This window comes from Stenotrophomonas sp. S39 (genome assembly GCF_016624665.1).
In the GTDB taxonomy this organism is placed as follows: domain Bacteria; phylum Pseudomonadota; class Gammaproteobacteria; order Xanthomonadales; family Xanthomonadaceae; genus Stenotrophomonas.
This window is the reverse complement of the sequence record NZ_JACVTT010000079.1, coordinates 1-22,416: the sequence shown is the minus strand read 5'-3', so window position 1 is coordinate 22,416 and position 22,416 is coordinate 1. Positions and strand designations below refer to the sequence as shown.

General features: G+C 67.6%; 21 protein-coding genes. 3 read left to right on the top strand and 18 right to left on the bottom strand.

From position 1 onward, the window contains the following. Nucleotides 1-455: 455 nt before the first annotated feature. From smeF to smeD, 3 genes are read right to left on the bottom strand one after another with little or no spacing between them, the layout of a single operon-like run. Nucleotides 456-1,853, bottom strand: coding sequence for a multidrug efflux RND transporter outer membrane subunit SmeF (smeF, locus tag IAE41_RS17390; RefSeq protein WP_200733977.1), 1,398 nt, complete (start codon nt 1,851-1,853; stop codon nt 456-458). Continuing rightward, complete coding sequence (smeE, locus tag IAE41_RS17385) at nt 1,834-5,013, bottom strand: multidrug efflux RND transporter permease subunit SmeE (protein ID WP_234458705.1); 3,180 nt, start codon at nt 5,011-5,013, stop codon at nt 1,834-1,836. The genes smeF and smeE overlap by 20 nt, the downstream gene beginning before the upstream one ends. Before the next feature lie 12 nt (nt 5,014-5,025). Next, nucleotides 5,026-6,213 (bottom strand): multidrug efflux RND transporter periplasmic adaptor subunit SmeD, encoded by a 1,188-nt coding sequence (gene smeD / locus IAE41_RS17380; protein WP_200733976.1) that lies wholly within the window; start codon nt 6,211-6,213, stop codon nt 5,026-5,028. 236 nt (nt 6,214-6,449) lie between these two features. Between smeD and IAE41_RS17375 the strand changes: the two genes are divergently transcribed. Beyond that, nucleotides 6,450-7,103 carry a TetR family transcriptional regulator gene (locus IAE41_RS17375; RefSeq protein WP_200733975.1) on the top strand — a complete coding sequence of 218 codons (654 nt, stop codon included), beginning with the start codon at nt 6,450-6,452 and terminating at the stop codon, nt 7,101-7,103. Between the two features lie 186 nt (nt 7,104-7,289). Here the strand turns inward: IAE41_RS17375 and hslU are convergent, their stop codons facing one another. The 9 genes from hslU to IAE41_RS17330 all read right to left on the bottom strand — a co-directional run bounded on the left by hslU (nt 7,290) and on the right by IAE41_RS17330 (nt 15,061). Then, on the bottom strand, nt 7,290-8,663 hold the full coding sequence (hslU, locus tag IAE41_RS17370) for an ATP-dependent protease ATPase subunit HslU (RefSeq protein WP_200733974.1): 1,374 nt from the start codon (nt 8,661-8,663) through the stop codon (nt 7,290-7,292). 88 nt (nt 8,664-8,751) lie between these two features. Then, nucleotides 8,752-9,303, bottom strand: a complete 552-nt coding sequence (gene hslV, locus IAE41_RS17365) for an ATP-dependent protease subunit HslV (RefSeq protein ID WP_079223431.1) — start codon at nt 9,301-9,303, stop codon at nt 8,752-8,754. 74 nt (nt 9,304-9,377) lie between these two features. Further along, a complete protein-coding gene (locus IAE41_RS17360; RefSeq protein ID WP_200733973.1) occupies nt 9,378-9,578 on the bottom strand; it encodes a DUF3079 domain-containing protein in 201 nt (66 codons plus the stop codon). Nucleotides 9,579-9,683: 105 nt separating this feature from the next. After that, entirely contained in the window at nt 9,684-10,565 is an 882-nt protein-coding gene (gene xerC, locus IAE41_RS17355) for a tyrosine recombinase XerC (RefSeq protein ID WP_200733972.1), read from the bottom strand. A gap of 16 nt (nt 10,566-10,581) precedes the next feature. After that, nucleotides 10,582-11,256 carry a DUF484 family protein gene (locus IAE41_RS17350; protein ID WP_079223435.1) on the bottom strand — a complete coding sequence of 225 codons (675 nt, stop codon included), beginning with the start codon at nt 11,254-11,256 and terminating at the stop codon, nt 10,582-10,584. Next, complete coding sequence (dapF, locus tag IAE41_RS17345) at nt 11,253-12,104, bottom strand: diaminopimelate epimerase (RefSeq protein ID WP_200733971.1); 852 nt, start codon at nt 12,102-12,104, stop codon at nt 11,253-11,255. Before dapF ends, IAE41_RS17350 begins: the two co-directional genes overlap by 4 nt. Further along, a complete protein-coding gene (locus tag IAE41_RS17340; protein ID WP_108770054.1) occupies nt 12,097-12,348 on the bottom strand; it encodes a lipoprotein in 252 nt (83 codons plus the stop codon). The genes dapF and IAE41_RS17340 overlap by 8 nt, the downstream gene beginning before the upstream one ends. A 127-nt stretch (nt 12,349-12,475) precedes the next feature. Beyond that, nucleotides 12,476-12,895 carry a YbaN family protein gene (locus tag IAE41_RS17335; protein ID WP_200733970.1) on the bottom strand — a complete coding sequence of 140 codons (420 nt, stop codon included), beginning with the start codon at nt 12,893-12,895 and terminating at the stop codon, nt 12,476-12,478. A gap of 54 nt (nt 12,896-12,949) precedes the next feature. Then, nucleotides 12,950-15,061, bottom strand: coding sequence for a S9 family peptidase (locus tag IAE41_RS17330; protein WP_200733969.1), 2,112 nt, complete (start codon nt 15,059-15,061; stop codon nt 12,950-12,952). 145 nt (nt 15,062-15,206) lie between these two features. Here IAE41_RS17330 and IAE41_RS17325 point away from each other — a divergent pair, with 145 nt between their 5' ends. Further along, nucleotides 15,207-16,394: a pyridoxal phosphate-dependent aminotransferase gene (locus IAE41_RS17325; protein WP_200733968.1), complete on the top strand. Its 1,188-nt coding sequence runs from the start codon at nt 15,207-15,209 to the stop codon at nt 16,392-16,394. 146 nt (nt 16,395-16,540) lie between these two features. On the opposite strand, the gene IAE41_RS17320 is transcribed toward IAE41_RS17325, so the two are convergent. Then, nucleotides 16,541-18,637: a prolyl oligopeptidase family serine peptidase gene (locus IAE41_RS17320; protein ID WP_200733967.1), complete on the bottom strand. Its 2,097-nt coding sequence runs from the start codon at nt 18,635-18,637 to the stop codon at nt 16,541-16,543. A 69-nt stretch (nt 18,638-18,706) separates the two neighbouring features. Further along, a complete protein-coding gene (locus IAE41_RS17315) occupies nt 18,707-19,021 on the bottom strand; it encodes a hypothetical protein (RefSeq protein ID WP_108747401.1) in 315 nt (104 codons plus the stop codon). Between the two features lie 125 nt (nt 19,022-19,146). Here IAE41_RS17315 and IAE41_RS17310 point away from each other — a divergent pair, with 125 nt between their 5' ends. Continuing rightward, nucleotides 19,147-19,749 (top strand): lipocalin family protein, encoded by a 603-nt coding sequence (locus IAE41_RS17310; RefSeq protein ID WP_200733966.1) that lies wholly within the window; start codon nt 19,147-19,149, stop codon nt 19,747-19,749. Between the two features lie 42 nt (nt 19,750-19,791). On the opposite strand, the gene IAE41_RS17305 is transcribed toward IAE41_RS17310, so the two are convergent. The 4 genes from IAE41_RS17305 to IAE41_RS17290 form a co-directional block, all read right to left on the bottom strand. Further along, a complete protein-coding gene (locus IAE41_RS17305) occupies nt 19,792-20,091 on the bottom strand; it encodes a HigA family addiction module antitoxin (protein WP_079223451.1) in 300 nt (99 codons plus the stop codon). Nucleotides 20,092-20,101: 10 nt separating this feature from the next. Beyond that, nucleotides 20,102-20,380: a type II toxin-antitoxin system RelE/ParE family toxin gene (locus IAE41_RS17300; RefSeq protein ID WP_200733978.1), complete on the bottom strand. Its 279-nt coding sequence runs from the start codon at nt 20,378-20,380 to the stop codon at nt 20,102-20,104. Nucleotides 20,381-20,530: 150 nt separating this feature from the next. Continuing rightward, nucleotides 20,531-21,220, bottom strand: a complete 690-nt coding sequence (locus tag IAE41_RS17295) for a methionine ABC transporter permease (protein WP_079223454.1) — start codon at nt 21,218-21,220, stop codon at nt 20,531-20,533. Beyond that, on the bottom strand, nt 21,217-22,224 hold the full coding sequence (locus IAE41_RS17290; RefSeq protein ID WP_079223455.1) for a methionine ABC transporter ATP-binding protein: 1,008 nt from the start codon (nt 22,222-22,224) through the stop codon (nt 21,217-21,219). The genes IAE41_RS17295 and IAE41_RS17290 overlap by 4 nt, the downstream gene beginning before the upstream one ends. Nucleotides 22,225-22,416 lie beyond the last annotated feature (192 nt).

Here is a 22,416-nt window from a genome sequence, read left to right as displayed (position 1 = left end):
GATCCCTCCGCCTGGTAGCGCCGGTCCATGCCCGGCGAGTGCGAAGCGCGGCCCCGCATGCGATGCAATGAATGCCAAAAGCAAAGCCGCCGGGCACGGCCCGGCGCTACCGGGATCCCTCCGCCTGGTAGCGCCGGTCCATGCCCGGCGAGTGCGAAGCGCGGCCCCGCATGCGATGCAATGAATGCCAAAAGCAAAGCCGCCGGGCACGGCCCGGCGCTACCGGGATCCCTCCGCCTGGTAGCGCCGGTCCATGCCCGGCGAGTGCGAAGCGCGGCCCCGCATGCGATGCAATGAATGCCAAAAGCAAAGCCGCCGGGCACGGCCCGGCGCTACCGGGATCCCTCCGCCTGGTAGCGCCGGTCCATGCCCGGCGAGTGCGAAGCGCGGTCCCGCATGCGATGCAATGAACGCAGGAAACAAGGCCGCCGGGCGTGGCCCGGCGCTACCGGGGTTTACCCGCGTTCGTGCCAGCCGCCGCCCAGCACCTTGTACAGGGTGATGCGGTTGGTCTGCTGGGCCAGCTCGGTCTGCAGGCGCGTCTGCTGCGCGCTGTAAGCGGTGCGGCGGGCGTCCAGCAGGGTCACGAAGCTGTCCAGGCCGGCGTCATAGCGGGCCTGCGACAAGCGGTTGGCCGTTTCGGCCGCATCCACCAGGCGCTGCTGCGCGCTCACCTGCTCGTCCAGGCTGACATTCAGCGCCAGCGCGTCGGAGGCTTCGCGGAAACCGCTCTGGATCGCCTTTTCATACTGCGCCAGGGCGATGTCGCGGTCCGCCTTGGCCACGTCCAGGTTCGCGCGCAGCTTGCCGCCCTGGAAGATCGGCAACGTGATCTTCGGCAGGAAGCTCCAGACCCGGGTACCGCTGTCGAACAGGTTGGACAGTTCGCTGGAACCACTGCCGATGCTGCCGGTCAGGGTGATGCTGGGGAAGAACGCAGCGCGCGCGGCACCGATGTTGGCGTTGGCCGCCAGCAGCTGGTGTTCGGCGGCCATGATGTCCGGGCGCTGCAGCAGCACGTCGCTGGGCAGGCCGGCCGGCGGCGGGGCCAGGGCCAGCAGCTGCGGTTCGATGCTGTCCGGCAACAGGTCCGCATCGACCTGGCCACCGGCCAGCAGGGCCAGCGCGTTGCGGTCCTGGGCCAGCTGCCCGCGCAGGCGGGCGGCATCGGTACGCGCGGTTTCCACCAGCGTGCGGGTCTGGCTCAGTTCCAGACCGGAACTGCCGCCGCGTTCATGGCGGGCCTCGGCCAGGCGCAGCGAATCCTCGTAGGTCTTCAGCGTAGCCTCGGAAATCCTCAGCTGCTGCGCATCGGCACCGTAGGTCAGCCAGGCGGTGGCGGTCTCGGCCACCAGGCTCAGCTGCGCGTTGCGGCGGTTGGCGGCCACGGCGAAGTACTGCTGCAACGCAGATTCGCTGAGGTTGCGCACGCGGCCGAACAGATCCAGCTCGAAGTCGGCCACGCCCACGCCGGCGGTGAACTGCTCGGTGACGCCGGCATGGGTGCCCTGCCGTTCCATCTGGCCGGTGGCGGCCAGGCCGGGCACGCGGTCGGCGCGCTGCACGCGGTACTGGCCGCGTGCCTTTTCCACGTTCAGCACGGCCACGCGCAGGTCGCGGTTGTTGTCCAGCGCTTGGCCGATCACCTGCTGCAGGCGCTCATCGGCGAAGAAGTCGCGCCAGCCCAGTGCAGCAACATCGGTGACCTCGCCCTGGCTCGCTTCGGCCGGCCACTGCGCCGGAATGCCCGGGGCGACAGCGGTGTCCTTCGGCGCCAGGGTGGAACAGCCGGCCAGGCCCAGGCTGGCGACGAGCGCCAGCAGCAAGGGGGTCTTATTCATGGGAACCTCCATGGGCAGCGTCATCGCGCGGGGCCGGCAGCGTGCCACCCCTGTTGCCCTTGTTGCGGTTGAACACGCGCTGCACCACCACGAAGAACAGCGGGATGAAGAACACACCCATCACGGTGCCCACCAGCATGCCGCCCAGCACGCCGGTACCGATGGCGCGCTGCGCACCGGAACCCGCACCGGAGGCGATGGCCAGCGGCAGCACGCCCAGGCCGAACGCCAGCGAGGTCATGATGATCGGGCGCAGGCGGTCGCGCACCGCATGCATCGTCGCTTCGATCAGGCCTGCGCCCTTCTCCAGGTTTTCCTTGGCAAATTCCACGATCAGGATCGCGTTCTTGCTGGTCAGGCCCACCGTGGTCAGCATCGCCACCTGGAAGTAGATGTCGCGCTCCATGCCGCGGAAGGTGTTGGCCAGCACCGCGCCGAGGATGCCCAGCGGCGCCACCAGCAGCACCGAGGTCGGCACGCTCCAGCTTTCATACAGTGCGGCAAGGCACAGGAACACGATCAGCAGCGACAGCGTGTACAGCAGCGGCGTCTGCGAACCGGCCTGGCGCTCCTGGTAGGACAGCGCGGTCCACTCGATCTCGAAGCCGGTCGGCAGGTCCTTGGCGATGCGCTCGATCTCGGCCATGGCATCACCCGAGGCCACGCCCGCGGCGGGCTCGCCCTGGATCTCCATCGCCGACACGCCGTTGTAGCGTTCCAGGCGCGGCGAACCGTAGTCCCAGCGCTTGGAGGCGAAGGCACTGAACGGCACCATCTCGCCCTGCCCGTTCTTCACCGACCAGACGTTGAAGTCGTCCGGGTTCATGCGGAACGGTGCATCGGCCATCACGTACACGCGCTTGACGCGGCCACGGTCGATGAAGTCATCGATGTAGCTGCTGCCCCACGCCGCGGCCAGGGTGTTGTTGATCGAGCTGACCGACAAGCCCAGGGCGTTGGCCTTTTCCACGTCCACGTCGATGCGCAGCTGCGGGGTGTCTTCCTGGCCGTTGGGGCGCACGTTGGCCAGCAGCTTGCTCTGGCCCGCCGCACCCAGCAGCTGGTTGCGCGCGGCCAGCAGGGCGTCGTGGCCCTTGCCGCTGGTGTCCTTCAGGAAGAACGTGTAACCCGAACCGATACCCAGCTCCGGCATGGCCGGCGGCGGGAAGGCGAAGATGAAGGCGTCCTTGATCTGGCCCAGCGCGCCCATTGCACGCCCGGTGATCGCACCCACGCTGTGGTCGGCGTCGCGCTCCTTCCAGTCCTTCAGCTTGACGAAGGCCATGCCCGCGTTCTGGCCCATGCCGGCGAAGCTGAAGCCCTGCACGGCGAAGATGGACTCGACCGCATCGGCTTCGTTCTTCAGGAAGTGGTCTTCCAGCTTGGCCATCGCTTCCAGGGTGCGTTCCTGGGTGGCGCCGACCGGGGTCTGCACCAGCGCCATCATGATGCCCTGGTCTTCATTGGGCAGGAACGAGCTGGGCAGGCGCGCGAACAGCACGCCCATCACCACGGCCAGGGCCACGAAGATGCCCATGAAGCGCCACGGGCGATGGATGATGCCCTTCACGCCGCGCTGGTAGGTTTCGCTGGAACGGTCGAAGCCACGGTTGAAGCCGTTGAAGAAACGGCCCAGCAGGCCGCTGTGGGCGACATGGTGCTCGCCCTTCTTCAGCGGCTTGAGCATGGTCGCGCACAGCGCCGGGGTCAGCACGATGGCCACCAGCACCGACAGCGCCATGGCCGAGACGATCGTGGCCGAGAACTGGCGGTAGATGATGCCGGTCGAGCCGCTCATGAAGGCCATCGGCACGAACACCGCCGACAGCACCAGGCCGATGCCCACCAGCGCGCCGGTGATCTGGCCCATCGACTTGCGGGTGGCTTCCAGCGGCGACAGGCCCTCTTCGGACATGATGCGCTCGACGTTCTCCACCACCACGATGGCATCGTCCACCAGCAGGCCGATGGCCAGGACCATGGCGAACATGGTCAGCATGTTGACCGAGAAGCCGAGCATGGCCAGCACGCCGAAGGTGCCCAGCAGCACCACCGGCACGGCGATGGTCGGGATGAGGGTGGCGCGGAAGTTCTGCAGGAACAGGTACATCACCACGAACACCAGCACGATCGCTTCGATCAGGGTCTTGATGACGCCCTTGATCGAGACCTGCACGAACGGGGTGGTGTCGTACGGCACGACGGTTTCCAGGCCGGCCGGGAAGCTGGCCTTCATTTCGTCCAGCGCGGTGCGCACGCCCTCAGCGGTGGCCAGCGCGTTGGCGCCGGTGGCCAGGGTGATGGCGATACCGGTGGACGGCTTGCCGTTGTAGCGGGTGACGAAGTCGTAGCTTTCCGCACCCAGTTCGACACGGGCGACGTCGCCCAGGCGCAGTTCGCTGCCATCGGTGCCGCCACGCACCAGGATGTTGCGGAACTGTTCCGGGGTCTGCAGGCGGTCCTGCGCGTTGATCGTGGCGTTGAGCTGCTGGCCCTTCACCGACGGCGCACCACCCAGCTGGCCGATGGCCACCTGTGCGTTCTGCGCGGTGATCGCCGCGGTCACTTCATCGACCGACAGCTTGTAGGTGTGCAGCTTGTTCGGATCCAGCCAGATGCGCATGGCGTACTTGCCACCAAACACCTGGATGTTGCCCACGCCCGGCACGCGGCTGAGCGTATCGACGACATTGGAGCCGACGTAGTCGGCGATGTCGTTGGCATCCATGCTGCCGTCGTTGGACACGAAGCCGAGCACCTGCAGGAAGCCGCTGCTCGACTTGGCCACGTTGATGCCCTGCCGCTGCACTTCCTGCGGCAGCAGCGGCATGGCCAGCTGCAGCTTGTTCTGCACCTGCACCTGGGCGATATCCGGGTTGGTACCGGCTTCGAAGGTGAGGGTGATGGTGGCCTGGCCGTTGGCCGAGCTGTTGGAGGAGAAGTAGATCAGGCCATCAAGGCCCTTCATGTTCTGCTCGATGATCTGCGTCACCGAGTCCTCGACCACCTTGGCCGATGCACCCGGGTAGGTGGCGCTGATCTCGACGGCCGGCGGGGCGACCTCGGGATACATCGACACCGGCAGCTTCATCACCGCCAGCGCACCGGCCAGCATGATGATGATGGCGATCACCCACGCGAAGATGGGTCGATCAATGAAAAAACGTGCCATGGAATTCTCCGCTTACTTCGCTTCGCCGGCCGGCTGGGCGGCAGGCTGCGGGGCGGCGTCCGGCTGTGCCGGGGCGGCGCCCTTCTCGGTGGCCTGCACGGGCATGCCGGGGCCGATCTTCTGCAGGCCTTCGACGATGACCTTGTCACCCGGCTGCAGGCCGTCCTCGACCAGCCACTTGTCGGCCAGCGCGCGGCTGACCTTCACCGGGCGCACTTCGACCTTGTTGTCCTTGCCGACCACCATGGCGCTGGTATCGCCCTTGGCATCACGGGCGATGCCCTGCATCGGCACCAGCACGGCATCGGCGCGCACGCCGCCGCCGATCACCGCGCGCACGTACATGCCCGGCATCAGCAGGCCCTCGGGGTTGTCCACCTTCACCCGCAGCGCGTAGCTGCCGGTGGTCGGGTCGACGCTCACTTCGGAGAACTCCAGCGCGCCCTTGTGCGGGAACTCGCTGCCGTCTTCCAGCAGGATGGTGACCGGCAGGGTCTGGTTGTCCTGCAGGCGGCCGGCGGCCAGTTCGCGGCGCAGCTGCAGCAGCTCGGCCGAGGACTGGGTCAGGTCGACGTAGATCGGGGTGAGCTGCTGCACGGTGGCCAGCGCGTCGGCCTGGCCGACACTGACCAGCGCGCCTTGGGTGACGCTGGACTTGCCGATGCGGCCGCTGATCGGCGCGGTGATGCGCGCATAGCCAAGGGTGACGTTGGCCGCATCCAGCGCAGCCTTGGCGGCGCCGACATCGGCCTCGGCCTGCTTCTGCGCGGCCACGGCGTTTTCCAGGTCCTGCTGGCTGACCGCATCGACCTTGGCCAGCTCGGTGATGCGCTTGGCGCTCAGGCGCGCGGCGTTGGCGGTGGCCTCGGCACGGGCCAGCTGGGCGCGGGCGCTGTTGGCCTGGGCGCGGTAGCTGGCGTCTTCGATCTGGTACAGCGGCTGCCCTTCCTTCACCAGGCCGCCTTCAGTGAACAGGCGCTTGGCGACGATGCCACTGACCTGCGGGCGGACTTCGGCCACCAGGAAGGCATTGGTGCGGCCCGGCAGTTCGCGGGTCAGGCCCACGCTTTCCGACTTCAGGGTGACCACGGTCACCTGGCCGGGGCCCTGCTCGGGCTGTTCGGGTTGGCCACCGCAGGCGGCCACGGTCGCGGCGATGGCCAGCGACAGCAGGAAGGGGCGGATTCGGGTCAGGGGCATGGGGCTGGGGCTCGGGGAAGGGAAAAGATTCTCAGCTTGCCGTGATACGCAGCCGCGTCCCGGTCCGGGGGCGCGGATGTCGCAGCGGGCAGGCATCCCCGCGCACGGCGCAGGCATCAGCCAGCGCGCATACACGACGGGGAGCATGGGGGCGAAATATACATACATGCTTGTTTGTTTGTAAAGGGGTACAATTCAGCCAGGTTTCACCGGCACTCGTACCCACTCACGGACCCATGGCGCGCAAGACGAAAGAGGACACCCAGGCAACCCGCGAAGGCATCCTTGATGCTGCCGAGGCCTGCTTCCATGAACACGGCGTGGCCCGGACCACGCTGGAGATGATCGGCGCCCGCGCCGGCTATACCCGTGGCGCGGTCTACTGGCACTTCAAGAACAAGACCGAGGTACTGGCCGCGATCATCCAGCGGGTGCACCTGCCCTTCATGCAGGAACTGGAGCGCACCTCCAGCGACGAACGGCGGACGCCGATCCACGACCTGCGCGCGGTGATGATCTACTCGTTCATCGAACTGTCCGAGGACGAGCGCCTGCGCAAGACCATGGAAATCATGCTGCGCAGCGATGCCTCCTCGGAAAGCCGGGCGCTGGCCGAGCTGCAGCAGTCCGGATTCCGCGATGCGCTGGACCGGATGGAGCGCGCCCTGCGCCGGGCGCAGGACCTGGGCCAGCTGCGCGACGGCGCCGACCCGAAGATCGCCGCGCGCATGCTGCACGCCACCGTGCTGGGCGTGCTGCACGGGGCGATGGTCGAACCGGAACTGATGGACCTCAAGCGCGACGGCATGCTCGCGCTGGACATGACCCTGGCCGCCTACGTGAAGGAAGGCGTGTTCGTGCCGGGCTCGATTCCCGAGCCGCTGCCGTAGGGTTGGATCCGCCGGGCATGGCCCGGCGCTACCGGGGCGGTGTGAGCAGGCAGCGCTGCAGTAGATCCACGCCATGCGTGGATGCCGTACGCGCAAACGAAGAAGGCCGCCTTTCGGCGGCCTTTTCTGTTGCTGGGCTTGGGGTCAGAGCCCTCGCTGGTGCGAGGGATCCGACCCCGCCTGGTGTTACAGGATGTAGCGGCTCAGGTCCGGGTCCTGCACCAGTTCACCCAGGTGCGCATCGACGTAGGCGCTGTCGATGGCCAGGGTTTCACCGTCGCGGTCCGGTGCTTCGTAGCTCAGCGAATCCAGCAGGCGCTCCAGCACGGTGTGCAGGCGGCGCGCACCGATGTTTTCCTGGCGCTCGTTCACCTGGAAGGCGATCTCGGCCAGGCGGTCGATGGCATCGGCGGTGAAGCTGACCTTGACGCCCTCGGTGCCCAGCAGCGCTTCGTACTGCTTGGTCAGTGCGGCCTTCGGCTCGGTCAGGATGCGCACGAAGTCATTCTTGCTCAGCGCGCCCAGCTCCACGCGGATCGGGAAACGACCCTGCAGTTCCGGGATCAGGTCGCTGGGCTTGGCCAGGTGGAACGCGCCCGAGGCAATGAACAGGATGTGGTCGGTCTTGATCGTGCCGTACTTGGTGGACACATTGGAGCCTTCCACCAGCGGCAGCAGGTCGCGCTGCACGCCTTCGCGGGAGACATCACCACCGCCCACGTTATCGCCACGCTTGGCGACCTTGTCGATCTCATCAATGAAGACGATGCCGTGCTGTTCGCAGGCTTCGATCGCCGCCGTGCGGATATCGTCCTCGTTGACCAGCTTGCCGGCCTCTTCTTCCACCAGCAGCGGGCGCGCGGCCTTGATGGTCAGCGTACGCTTGTGCGCCTTGGCGCCACCGCCGAGGTTGGCGAACATCGACTTCAGCTGCTGGCCCATCTCCTCCATGCCCGGCGGGGTCATGATGTCCATGCTGACGTTGGCGGCCAGGTCGAGTTCGATCTCGCGCTCGTCCAGCTCGCCGTTGCGCAGCATCTTGCGGAACTTGATGCGGGTCTCGTTGTCCTGCGCCGACGGCTCGTTGCGGGCCACTTCCGGGTCGAAACCGATGCCGCCGCTGCGGCGCGGCAACAGTGCGTCGAGGATGCGGTCTTCGGCGCGCTCTTCGGCCTGGGTACGCACGCGCACCTTGGCCTGCTCGCGGTAAAGCTTGACCGCGGTATCGGCCAGGTCGCGGATGATCTGCTCGACGTCCTTGCCGACGTAGCCCACTTCAGTGAAGCGGGTCGCTTCGACCTTCACGAACGGCGCGTTGGCCAGGGTGGCCAGGCGGCGCGCGATCTCGGTCTTGCCGACACCGGTCGGGCCGATCATCAGGATGTTCTTCGGCATCACTTCGTTGCGCAGCTCAGGCACCAGCTGCATGCGGCGCCAGCGGTTGCGCAGGGCGATGGCCACCGCGCGCTTGGCGTCGTGCTGGCCGACGATGTGCCGGTCCAGTTCCTGCACGATCTCGCGCGGGGTCATGGTGGCGGAGGAAACTTCGATCTTCGACATGGATGTGCTCACGAATTCGTTGTCGATGACACCGGAACCAACGGCCCCGGCCGGTAGCGCCGGGCCATGCCCGGCGGATCAGGGAGCGTCAGAGCTCCTCGACCACCACGTTGCGGTTGGTGTAGATGCAGATGTCGCCGGCGATGCCGATCGCTTCGCTGGCAATCGTGCGTGCATCCAGTTCGGTGTGCGCCATCAGCGCGCGTGCGGCCGACAGTGCGTAGGAACCACCGGAACCGATGGCGATGATGCCGTCCTCCGGCTCGATCACATCGCCGGTGCCGCTGATGATCAGCGAGGTTTCCTTGTCCGCCACGGCCAGCAGGGCTTCCAGCTTGCCCAGGCGGCGTTCGGTACGCCAATCCTTGGCCAGCTCGACGGCGGCGCGCTGCAGCTGGCCATGCTTTTCCAGCTTGGCCTCGAACAGCTCGAACAGGGTGAAGGCATCGGCGGCGGCACCGGCGAAGCCGGCCAGCACCTGGCCGTCGCGGCCAAGGCGGCGCACCTTGCGCGCGTTGCCCTTCATCACCGTGTGGCCGAGGGTGACCTGGCCATCACCGGCAATGGCCACGTGGTCGCCGCGGCGCACGCAGACGATGGTGGTGGCGTGGAAAACATTGGGATTCTGACTGGGGTCCATGCGGCCTCCGATAGCTGTTCACGGGACATGGGGACAGCGCCGGGAGCGATCAAGCCTGCGCGGATGGCTGCCGTTCAGCGCTTGGCATGCGAAGGCCGCTCTGGATTCGGCTCGATGCCCCAGGCGATGTACCAGTCCTCGCCCTGGGTTTCGATGGGGTGCTGGGTGCGGCCCGAGCCGTTGCCACAGGCCAGCGCGTCGGCCGCGCAGTAGCGGTCGCAGCCCCAGCAGATACGCTCGGGATGCTTGGGATGCAGCGGAATGGGCTTTGCCATGGCGGCGGTTCCTCGTGGCCTGCGGCCACGATGCGCCACTGCGCCCCGCCCTGCCCTGATGCAGATCAAGCGGAGGCCATTGCGCACGCCGGGCATGGCCCGGCGCTACCCGTCCTTGCTGCGGCGCTTGGCGCGCGGGTGCGCGGCGTCGTAGACCTTGGCCAGGTGCTGGAAATCCAGGTGGGTGTAGATCTGGGTGGTGGCGATGTCGGCGTGGCCAAGCAGCTCCTGCACGCCCCGCAGGTCGCCGGACGATTCCAGGATGTGGCTGGCGAAACTGTGCCGCAGCATGTGCGGGTGCACGTGCTTGAACAGGCCCTGGCGCTGGGCCAGCTGGCGGATGCGGATCTGCACCGCACGCTGGCTGATCGGCCCGTTGCGGCCGGGGAACACCGGCGTCGCCGGGCCACCGCCGCTTTCCGCGCGCCAGGCCAGCAGCGCTTCGCGCGCGGGCCGCCCGAACGGCACCCGGCGCTGGCGGTTGCCCTTGCCCAGCACGTTGACCAGGCCACTGTCGAAATCCAGGTCGCGCCAGGTCAGCGCACACACTTCGCTCAGGCGCAGGCCGGAGGAATAGAACAGTTCCAGCAGCGCGCGGTCGCGGCGGCCGAGTTCGCCCTCCGGTTCCAGCTCGACCAGCTGCACGGCTTCATCGGCATCAAGTACCTGCGGCAGGCGCCGCGGTGCGCGTGGCGCCTTCAGGGTTGCGGCCGGGCTCACTTCGATGCGGCCGTGCTTGAGCAGCCAAGCGTAGAAACTGCGGCAGGCCGACAGCCGGCGCTGCAGGCTCTTGGCCGACAGCCCGCGGCGGTGTTCATCGGCGACGAACTGGCGCAGCGTTTCGGCGTTCAGGGCTTCCACCGCCACGCCGCGCGGTTCGGCCCAGACCGACAGTGCGTCCAGGTCACGGCGGTAGGCATCGAGCGTGTGCGCCGACATCCGCCGTTCCACCTGCAGGTGCTGCAGGAAGTGCTGAACCGCGCTCATCGTCGTGCGGCCCGGCTCAGCGCTCGAAGCGCTTCAGGCCAGCCACCAGGGCATCGCCCATCATGCGCAGGAACAGCGTGCCCATGCCCGGGTAGAAGCGGTTGGCATCGTGGCTGCCGACGGCGATCAGGCCGATGCCGGGCAACGGCAGCAGCGCGGTGGTCTGCACCTCGTCGCTGCGCGCGCCGTACAGCACCGCGTTCTTTTCCGGCTGCAGGCGCCCGCAGATCGGCTCGCCGTCCTTCAGGCAATCGCGGAACGGGCCCAGCTGGGCATCGTCGGCGGCGATCACCTGCAGCCACTCGGCCTGCTCCAGCCCGGCCACCGGCGCGTGCACCACCAGGCGCACCAGGTCGCCGGCAAAATCTTCCTGCAGCGACGCCGCCATTGCACGCAGGGTGTCAGCGGCCGTGTCCTGCTTCATCAGGGCCAGGGTCAGCTGGTGCGTGCGCACCGCCAACCGCTCGTTGACCTGTGCGGTCGCGCCCAGGTCGGCCAACCGTCGCGCCAGCTCGCGGTTCTTCTCGCGCAGCACTTCCAGCTGGTAGCTGGCCAGCGAAGCGGTGGGGCCGTCATCGCGCGGCACCACCAGGGTCAGGGCCAGGTCGGGGAACTGCTTGAGGAAGCCCGGATGCCGCCGCAACCACGCAGCGACGTCATGGCCCCCGAGCTTGTCGACGGTCTCACTCATGCGGTCCACTCCCCTTCGAAGACGAATGCGGTCGGGCCGGCCATCACCACCGCTTGGCCATCGCCCGGCCACTGGATGCGAAGTTCGCCACCGGGCAGGCTGATGCGTGCATCGCTCTGCAGGCGGCCGCGCTGCATCAGGGTGACGGCGGCGGCACAGGCACCGCTGCCGCAGGCCAGGGTTTCGCCCACGCCCCGCTCGTACACGCGCAGGCGCGCGTGGTCCGGGCCGATCACCTGGGCAAAGCCCACGTTGACCGACTGCGGGAACGACGCATGCTGCTGCAGCAGCGAGCCGACGCGCTCGACCGGTGCGGCATCGATCAGGCCCACTTCGATGACCGCATGCGGGTTGCCCATCGACACCGCCGAGAAGCGCACGGTTTCGCCCTGCAACGGCATCAGGTACTCGTCGCGCGGATGGGCGAAGCCCACCAGCGGCACCTGCGCCGGTTCGAACGCCGGCACGCCCATGGCCACCGAGAAGCGGCCATCGCCCAGCACCTGCACGTCGTGGCTGGCCAGCGGGCTGTCGATCACGAAGCGCTCGCCCTGCGCACTGCCCTCGCGCACCAGCCAGGCGGCGATGCAGCGCGCGCCGTTGCCGCATTGTTCGGAATTGGAGCCATCGGCATTCCAGATCCGGTAGGACGCCACCGAGCCTTCCGCGCGCGGGGCCTCGATGGTCAGGATCTGGTCGCAGCCCACGCCGGTATGGCGGTCGGCCAAACGCGCGGCCAGCTGCGGGGTGGGCGGCGGCGTGCCGTCGCGCAGGTCGATCACTACGAAATCGTTGCCCGCGCCGTGCATCTTGCTGAAGCGCAGGGCCGTGGAGCCGGCCTTACTCATTCCCACCGTCCACCGGCTTGATCGGGTCCGGGGTGACCGAGGGGCTGCCGTCGCTGGTCGGCTGGGTCGCGGCGGGGGTGGCTTCCGGGCTGGCTTCGGGCGCGACGGCCGGTTCGACCGTCTCTTCCACCGGCACCGGCTTCTGCGGCAGTACCAGCGGGCCCTTGTTGCCACAGGCGGACAGGAACAGCAGCGAGGCCGCTGCCAGCGGAATCAGGATGGCATTGCGATGGGGGATCTTCATGCGCCCGAGTATAGCCATTGGCGGCTGAGCGGTAGGTGGAGGTGCGGGCCACGCATCCGCCGGGCATAGCCCGGCGCTACCGCAACCGTGCACCCCAGGTAGCGCCGGGCCATGCCCGGCGGAGGCGTCATTCCGGTGGCGGCAGCGGGCGTGTCCACAGCCAGATTGCCACCACGGCCATGCTGCCGATGGAGAACCACTTCACCCAGGCGATCGGCACGCACCACAGCATGATGCCGGCGCACACGGCCATGGTGATCGTGGCCATCCACTTGCCGTAGCGGCTGACGGCGCCGTGCGCCTGCCAGTTGGCGATGGCCGGGCCGAAGCGCGGGTGCTGCAGCAGCCAGTTGTGCAGGCGCTCGGAGCCGCGCGAGGCGGCCCAGGCCGAAATCAGGATGAATACGGTGGTCGGCAGGCCCGGCACGAAGATGCCGACGATGCCGGTGCCGAGGCTGGCGTAGGCCAGCAGCCACCACGCCCAGCGGAAACGCACCACGCGCGGTGGCGGGGTGTCATCCGGAGGCGGTGGCGCAGGTGCGGTCATGGCCGCAAGGATACCGGTTCAGGGTGCCAGGCAGTGCCCGGCACCCTGTCGCGATCACGGCTGGACGATGCCCAGCTGCTGCAGCACGAACGCGTACGACTCGGACAGCTCGCGGTAGCGCTGGAAGCGCCCGGACTTGCCGCCGTGGCCGGCTTCCATGTTGGTGCGGAACACGATCGGGTAGTGGCCGGTGTTGTCGTCACGCAGCTTGGCCACCCACTTGGCCGGTTCCCAGTACTGCACCTGCGAATCCCACAGGCCGGTACCCACGAACAGCGCCGGGTAGGCCTGCTGCTTGACGTTGTCGTAGGGCGAGTAGGACAGCATGTAGTCGTAGTAAGGCTTCTGCTCCGGGTTGCCCCACTCGTCGTACTCGTTGGTGGTCAGCGGGATGGTCGGGTCGAGCATGGTGGTGACCACGTCGACGAACGGCACCTGCGCCACCATCACCCGGTAATCCTGCGGGGCCTGGTTTGCCACCGCGCCCATCAGCAGGCCGCCGGCGCTGCCACCGGAGGCGGCAACGCGGTCCTTGGCCGCCCAGCCCTGCGCCACCAGGCCACGGGTGACGTCGATGAAGTCGTTGAAGGTGTTCTGCTTGTGCAGCAGCTTGCCGTTCTCGTACCAGTCGCGGCCCATCTCCTGGCCGCCGCGGATATGGGCGATGGCATACACCACGCCACGGTCGAGCAGGCTCACCGCGGTCTGGTTGAAGTACGGGTCCATCGACATGCCGTAGCTGCCGTAGGCGTACTGGAACAGCGCGCCCGTACCGTCCTTCTGGTAGCCCTTGCGGTAGACCAGCGACACCGGCACCTTCACCCCGTCGCGCGCGGTGATCCAGACGCGGTCGGTTTCGTACTTCGAGGCGTCATAGCCGATCACCGGCTGCACCTTCAGCTGGCGGCGTTCGCCGGTGGCGGTATTCAGTTCGAACACCGTGGTGGGGGTGGTCATCGAGGTGTAGACGTAGCGCAGCCACGGCGTATCGGCCTCGGTGTTGTCGCCCAGGCCCATCGAATACGCCGGCTCGTCGGCCTTTACGTAGTCGCTGCGGCCATCCTTGAACAGCAGGCGGATGCGCTCCAGGCCTTCGGAACGCTCGGCAATGGCGGTGTACGCATCGAACAGCTCGAAGCCTTCGATGAACACCGCATCGTCGTGCGCGATCCAGTCCTTCCACTGCGCGCGGGAGGTGGTATCGGTCGGTGCGGTGACCAGCTTGAAGTTCTTCGCGCCATCGTTGGTGCGGATCACCCAGCGGCCATCGTAGTGGTCGGCGTCGTACTCGACGTCGCGCTGGCGCGGCGCCAGTACGGTGAAGGTGGTCGGGTCGCTGGCCGGCGCGTAGCGCTCTTCCGAGGACACGGTGCTGTGCACGCCGATGGTGATGAAGCGATCATCGCGGGTGCGGCCGATGCCCATGTAGAAGCTGTCGTCCTTCTCTTCATAGACGACGGTGTCGGCGCTGGCCGGGGTGCCCAGCACGTGCTTCTTCACCCGCACGGTCAGCAGCGTTTCCGGATCGTTCTCGACATACAGCACGGTGCGGTTGTCGTCGGCCCAGACCAGGTCGCCGGAGCTGCCGGTGATGACGTCTGGCAGGACTTTGCCGGTGGCCAGGTCCTTGAAGCGGATCGTGTACTGGCGGCGGCCGACATCATCGTCGGCCCAGGCCAGCAGCTGGTTGTCCTGGCTCACTTCCATCGAACCGACGCTGAAGTAGCCCTTGCCGGCGGCCATCGTGTTGACGTCCAGCAGGATTTCCTCGGCGGCCTCCATGCTGCCCTTGCGGCGCGCGTGGATGGGGTAATCCTGGCCGGTCTCGTAGCGGCTGTAGTACCAGTAGCCGCGCTCGCGCGCCGGCACGCTGGCATCGTCCTGCTTGATGCGGCCGACGATCTCCTTGTACAGGGTGTCTTCCAGCGGCTTCAGCGGCGCCAGCAGCTGGTCGGTGTAGGCATTCTCGGCCTGCAGGTAGGCCAGCATGTCCTTGTTCTCGCGCTTGTCGTCGCGCAGCCAGTAATAGTCATCGTTGCGGGTGGCGCCGAACGGCGCCTTGACCACGTGCGGGTGCTTGGCGGCATCCGGCGGAACGGGCGGGGTGGCGGCGGTAACGGTGCTGGTCATCAGGCTGGCAAGCAACAGACAGAGGGTGGATTTCATGAGATAGGGGTCCTGGTGCGGTTACGCAATGGCGTCCGTGGCATAGGTAGAGTCGAGCTTGCTCGACTGACCGCAACCGCAGTCGAGCAAGCTCGACTCTACCACCGCTGCGGCGCACCCTTGCCGCCCGGCGTACCATGGGCGCATGAGTACCCTGCCCCACACGCCGGGCTACAGCCGGCGCAGCCATGAAATCGCCCCGTTCCACGTGATGTCCCTGCTGGCCCGCGCGCAGGCGCTGGAACAGGCGGGCCACGATGTGATCCACCTGGAGATCGGCGAACCGGACTTCACCACCGCCGAGCCGGTCGTGCGCGCCGGCCAGGCCGCACTGGCCGCCGGCCACACCCGCTACACCGCCGCGCGCGGCCTGCCCGCCCTGCGCCAGGCCATCAGTGGTTTCTATCGCAGCCACTACGCGCTGGATATCGACCCCGAACGCATCCTGGTCACCCCGGGTGGGTCCGGTGCGCTGCTGCTGGCCAGCAGCCTGCTGGTCGACCCGGGCCGCCACTGGCTGCTGGCCGACCCCGGCTACCCCTGCAACCGCCACTTCCTGCGCCTGGTGGAAGGCGGCGCGCAGCTGGTGCCGGTTGGCCCGGATACCGCCTACCAGCTGACGCCCTCGCTGGTGGAACAACACTGGAACGCCGACAGCGTCGGTGCGCTGGTCGCTTCTCCGGCCAATCCGACCGGCACGGTGCTGTCGGCCGGCGAACTGGCGGCGCTGTCAAAATCGCTGCATGCGCGCGGTGGCCACCTGGTGGTGGACGAGATCTATCACGGCCTGACCTATGGCCTGGATGCGCCCAGCGTGCTGCAGGTGGATGACAGCGCCTTCGTGCTGAACAGCTTCTCCAAGTACTTCGGCATGACCCGCTGGCGGCTCGGCTGGCTGGTGGCACCGCCGGCGGCCGTGCCTGATCTGGAGAAGCTGGCGCAGAACCTGTACATCAGCGCGTCGAGCATCGCCCAGCATGCCGCCCTCGCCTGTTTCAGCGAGGAATCAATGGCGATCTTCGAGCAGCGCCGCGAGGCGTTCCGCCAGCGCCGTGATTTCCTGCTGCCCGCATTGCGCGAGCTGGGCTTCCGCATCGAGGTGGAGCCGCAGGGCGCGTTCTACCTGTATGCCGATGTCAGCGCCTTCACTGATGATGCGCAGGCGTTCTGCGCGCACTTCCTGGAGACCGAGCACGTGGCGTTCACCCCGGGCCTTGATTTCGGCTTCCATCGCGCGAACCAGCATGTGCGGCTGGCCTATACGCAGGAAGTGCCGCGGTTGCAGGAGGCGGTGGAGCGCATTGCGCGTGGGTTGAAAAGCTGGGGCGCCTGATCGCCCGGCGCGAACGGCATCCACGCATGGCGTGGCTCTACTGGTAGATCCACGCCATGCGTGACGTTCAGGGGTAGATCCACGCCATGCGTGGATAGGTGGACCCAACGAAAAACGCCGCCCGAGGGCGGCGTTTTCCGTTCTGCTTACTTGCCGCCCAACCGCTCCCACAGGAAGCTGTAGGCCAGGGCCGACATGTGTGCGGCCTGCGCGTTGTTGGCTGCGCCGCCGTGGCCACCTTCGATGTTCTCGTAGTAGGTCACGTCCTTGCCGGCGTCGATCATCTTCGCCGCCATCTTGCGGGCGTGGCCCGGGTGCACGCGGTCATCGCGCGTGGAGGTGGTGAACAGCACCGGCGGGTAGGTCTTCTTCGCGTCGAACAGGTGGTACGGCGAGAAGGTCTTGATGAACTCCCAGTCGCTGGTGTCCGGGTTGCCGTACTCGGCCATCCACGAAGCACCGGCCAGCAGGTGGCTGTAGCGCTTCATGTCCAGCAGCGGCACCTGCACCACCACCGCACCGAACAGTTCCGGGTACTGGGTGAGCATGTTGCCGGTGAGCAGGCCACCGTTGCTGCCGCCCTGCACGCCCAGGTGCTTGGCGGTGGTGATCCTGCGCTTGACCAGATCCTGCGCCACCGCGGCCATGTCTTCATAGGCCTTGTGACGGTTCTGCTTCAGTGCCGCCTGGTGCCAGCGCGGGCCGTACTCGCCACCGCCACGGATGTTGGCGACCACGTACACGCCGCCCTTCTCCAGCCAGGCGCGGCCCATGCCACCGGAGTAGCTCGGGGTCAGCGAGATCTCGAAGCCACCGTAGCCGTACAGCAGGGTCGGGTTGGAACCGTCCAGCTTCATCGCCTTGTCGTGCACCACGAAGTACGGCACGCGGGTGCCGTCCTTGCTGGTGGCGAAGTGCTGCTCGATCACCTTGCCCTCGGCGTCGAAGAAGGCCGGCATGGTCTTCAGCGTTTCCGGGGCCTTGCCGATCTCGGCCAGGGCCAGGGTGGTCGGGGTCAGGTAATCGGTGGCGGTCAGCCACACCGCATCGCTGTCGTTGCTGTCCACCGCGCCCACGGCCAGGGTGCCGAAGGCCGGTGCACCGACGAACTCGCTCTTCTGCCAGCCGCTGGCGCCCGGGGTCAGCACCGACAGGCGGTTCTTGACGTCATCCAGCACGTTCAGCACAAGGTGGCTCTTGGTCCAGGTCGCACCGGCCAGCGAGGTGGTCGCGGTCGGGGTGAACAGGACTTCGAAATCACGCTTGCCCGCCAGGAAGTCGTCCAGCTGGGTCGCCAGCAGCGAACCGGAGGCGTAGGTCTTGCCGCCCACGGTCCACGGGTCGCGCAGTTCCAGGGTCAGCCACTGCTTGTGCAGGCCCTTTTCCGCCGAGTTCGGCGCGTCGATCTTGGTCAGCGTGCCGTTGTCGGCGCGCAGGTAGACCTCGTTGTTGTAGAACGCCAGCGTGCGGCTGACCAGGTTGCGCTCGAAGCCCGGGGTGTCATCGTGCATCGCCGCGATGTACATGTCTTCCGGCTTGCCTTCATAGACCACGCTGGCCGACGCCAGCGGCGTGCCGCGCTTCCACAGCTTGGCAACGCGCGGGTAGCCGGAGGTGGTCATCGAACCGGCGCCGAAATCGGTGTAGACGAACACCGAGTCGCGGTCGATCCAGCCGAGGCCGCCCTTGGATTCGGGGCGGAAGAAGCCGTCCTTGATCCAGGTTTTGTTGGCCAGGTCGAATTCGCGGGTGACATCAGCATCGGCGCCGCCGCGCGACAGCGCGATCAGGCAGCGGCTGTAATCCGGACGCAGGCAGTCGGCACCGTGCCAGACCCAGTTCTCGCCCTCGGCCTTGTTCAGTGCATCCAGGTCGAGCACGGTTTCCCACTGCGGCGAGGCCTTGCGGTACTCGGCCAGGGTGGTGCGGCGCCACAGGCCGCGCTCGTGCTGCTGGTCCTTCCAGAAGTTGTAGTAGTAGTCGCCGATCTTCTGCACGCCGGGGATCTTGGCGTCCGAATCGAGCACCTCGCGGATGCTGGCTTCCATCTGCTTGAAGGCCGGGGTCTGCGCCAGGCGGCCCTCGGACTTGGCGTTCTGTTCCTTGACCCAGGACAGCGGCTTGTCGCCGGTGACGTCCTCCAGCCAGGCGTAACGGTCGGTTTCTTCAGCGGCCACGGCGGTCCCCACCGAAGCAGCGGTCATCATGCCGGCCAACAGGCAGGCGGAAGCGAGTCGTGACATTGCGGTTCCAGGCAGTCATAAGCGCTGGAACGCTAGCACGGAACCCCGGGCCCGCCCCCGTGTCGAAGGTCAGGCTGCGGCGGTACGCGTGCGACGCGCGCGCGCCGGCAGGCGACGGGCCTGTACCCCCGGCTGGCGCAGGCGGCGCAGCCACGCCCGCAACGGCAACGGGCAGCCCAGCAGCGCCCACCAGGCCGCCAGCGGCATGCCCACCAGCCACAGCGGCAGCCAGCCCAGCCAGACACTGCTGCCGCGCGCGGCCGGCCACACCAGCACCAGGGCCAGGCCGGCCAGGGCCAGCTGCTGCACGCTGCGCAGCAGGCGGCGGTCGGATGCGAAGCTGTCGCGTTCAGCAGGGTTGCGACGGGAAGAGCGAGCGTTCATGGGCGTTCTCGGCGATTCGATGGTGGCCAGCTTGGCGCGCCGCCTTCTCAAGAGCTGCGACACCATTGACGGATCGAGCACACACAGTCGACCATGCTTGGGCACCCAATGGAGCTCGCTCCCGCATGTCCTCGATCCGCCCGTTCTGCGCCGTGTTGCTGGCTCTGTCCCTTGGAGGCCCCGCGCTGGCCGCCAGCGACCCGCCGTCACCCCGCGCCAGCGCATCGGGGGCATCCGAATATGGTGCGCCGATCGACCTGCAGCGCTTCATGGGCACGTGGTATGTGATCGGCCGCGTGCCGAACTTCATCGAACGCGGGCACGTGGCCAGCGTCAACGAGTACACGCTGCGCGAAGACAACAAGGTGGGCATCGTCTACCGCTACCGCGATGGCTTCGGTGCGCCCCAGCAGGAAGTGCGCGCACGCGCCAGCGTCGACGCCGACAGTGGCAACCACGCCTGGCGCACCTGGTTCTACCGGATCGTGCCGACCCATTCGCGCGTGCTGGAAGTGGCCCCGGACTATTCGTGGGCGATGATCGGCTACCCGGGCCGGGAAATGGCCTGGATCTTCGCGCGCCAGCCGGACATGGACAAAGCGCTGTACAAGGAGCTGGCCGAGCGCCTGCGCGACGAGTACGGCGTCAACACCGACAAGCTCAAGCGCGTGCCGCAGCACCCCGACCAGGTGGGCAAGCTGGGTTACGAAGTCCCGAACGTGCGTTGAGCAAAGCGCCGCCGGGCATGGCCCGGCGCTACCTGCCACGCGCTACGCGGCCCGCGGCTGCACGCGGCGCTCGATCTCGCCAAGGGTGGCCAACGTCTTCAGGTCGTAGGTCGCCTGCAGCGCCAGCCACGATGCAGCATCCCCGCCGAAATGGCGCGCCAGCCGGGCAGCGGTATCAGCGGTGATCGCACGTTCGCCGTGAACGATGGCATGCAGGCGGGTGGCCGGAACATCCAATGCCCTCGCCAGTGCATTCACGCTCAGGGCCAGCGGGGAAAGGAACTCCTCGCGCAGGATCTCGCCGGGATGGATGGCCCGCATGCGGTTGTCGGTTGGCTTCATGGCGAATGCCTCAGTGGTAGTCAACAATTTCCACGGATTCAGGGCCGCTGTCGGTCCAGATGAAACACAACCGCCACTGATCATTGATGCGCAGGCTGTGCTGCCCCCTGCGGCCACCAGCCAGCGCCTCCAACCGGTTGCCGGGCGGACTGCGCAGGAACGCCAGCGTCTGTGCCGAGTCGAGCATCTGCAGCTTGCGTTCGGCTGCCCGTCGAATCGGCAGCCAGGCGCGTAGACAGTGGCCTTCAAACAAGGCGCGGGTGTGCTTGCAGCGGAAGGACCGGATCATTCCGCGAAACGTATTACGCGAAACGGAATATACCAAGAGGCTGGATGTGCTGCCAGTCCCGGTTCGGCGATTCAGGTTTTCAATGGACGGATTGCGTCACGCCGCCGCCGGGCATGGCCCGGCGCTTCCCGAACGACGCCGGGCACCGGGTTACTTGCGGGTGTAGTGCGCGACCAGGCGGTCGCCGAGCATCTGCAGCAGCTGCACCAGGATCAGCAGCACCACCACGGTGACCAGGGCCACGTCGGTACGGTTGCGCTGGTAGCCTTCGCGCAGCGCCAGGTCGCCCAGGCCGCCCGAACCGATCGCGCCGCCCATGGCGGTGAAGCCGACCAGGGCGACGGTGGTGACCGTAGCGGCCGCGATCAGGCCCGGACGGGCTTCGGGCAGCAGCACCCGGGTCACCAGCTGCCAGGTGGTGGCACCCATCGACTGCGCCGCCTCGACCACGCCACGGTCCACTTCGCGCAGCGCGGTTTCCACCAGGCGCGCATAGAACGGCGCCGCACCGATCACCAGCGCCGGCAACGTGCCGAGCACGCCGATCGACTGGCCCATCAACCACAGCGACACCGGAATCAGCACCACCATCAGGATGATGAAGGGCACCGAGCGCAGCAGGTTCACCACGATCGCCAGCACGCCATAGGCCAGCGGCCGGCGCTTCATCTGTGGCGCACCGAACACGTACAGCAGCACGCCCATCGGCAGGCCGATGGCCAGGGTCAGCGGCAGCGAGCCGGCCATCATCAGCAGCGTCTCGATGGTGGCCTTGCCGATATCCACCCACTTGTCCGCATCCAGGTGGCGGAAGAAACCTTCAGCAGTGGCGACGATCATCGGCGCAGTTCCTCAACGTGCACGCCGGCAGCCACGAACGCGGCCTGCGCGGCGGACTGGTCACCGCCCACCAGGGCGACCACCAGCTGGCCATACGGGGTGTCCTTGATCCGGTCGATGCGGCCGGACAGGATGTTGTAATCGACGCCGGTCTGCCGCGCCACGCTGCCCAGCAACGGCTCGTAGGTATCGCCGCCGAGGAAGGTCAGGCGCACGATGCGGCCACCGACCACGTCGAAATCACGGTGCAGCGTGCCCTCGTCCACATGCTCCGATTCGCTGACGAAGCGGCGCGTGGTCGGGTGCTGCGGGTGCAGGAAGACCTGCGTGACCGGACCGGTTTCCACCAGCTGCCCGGCATCAAGCACGGCCACGCGATCGCAGACGCGACGAATCACGTCCATCTCGTGGGTGATCAGCACGATGGTCAGGCCCAGCTCGCGGTTGATCTTCGACAGCAGCGACAGCACCGACGCGGTGGTCTGCGGGTCGAGCGCACTGGTGGCCTCGTCGCACAGCAGGATCTGCGGGCGGGTCGCCAGCGCACGGGCGATGCCCACGCGCTGCTTCTGGCCGCCGGACAGCTGCGCCGGATACTTCGCCGCGTGGTCCTGCAGGCCGACGGTCTGCAGCAGCTCGGCCACGCGCGCGTCGATCTCGGCCCTGGCCATGCCGCCCAGTTCCAGCGGGAAGGCCACGTTGCCGGCCACGGTGCGCGAGGACAGCAGGTTGAAGTGCTGGAAGATCATGCCGATGCGCCGGCGCAGCGCGCGCAGCCCGTCGGCATCCAGCGCGGTGATGTCTTCGCCGCCGATCAGCAGGCGCCCACCGCTGGGTTCCTCCAGGCGGTTGATCATGCGGATCAGGGTCGACTTGCCCGCGCCGGAATGGCCGATGATGCCGAACACTTCGCCGGCCTCGATGGTCAGGTCCAGCGGTTGCAGCGCGCTGACTTGGCGGCCGGCAACGGCATAGGATTTGTGCAGGCGCTGGAACTCGATCACGGGCGTGGCTCACCGGCGGGGCGATGGAAGGGGCGTGCAGCCTACCAGCGCCGGCGGTTGCGCGCCTGCGCCTTGGGCCAGAATGTTATTCCTTTTGGTTCTAAGTCGCGTGTACCGGGGATGATGGTGGGGGGGGCGGTAGAGGGGGGGGGGGGGGGGGGGGGGGGGGGGGGGGGGGGGGGGGGGGGGGGG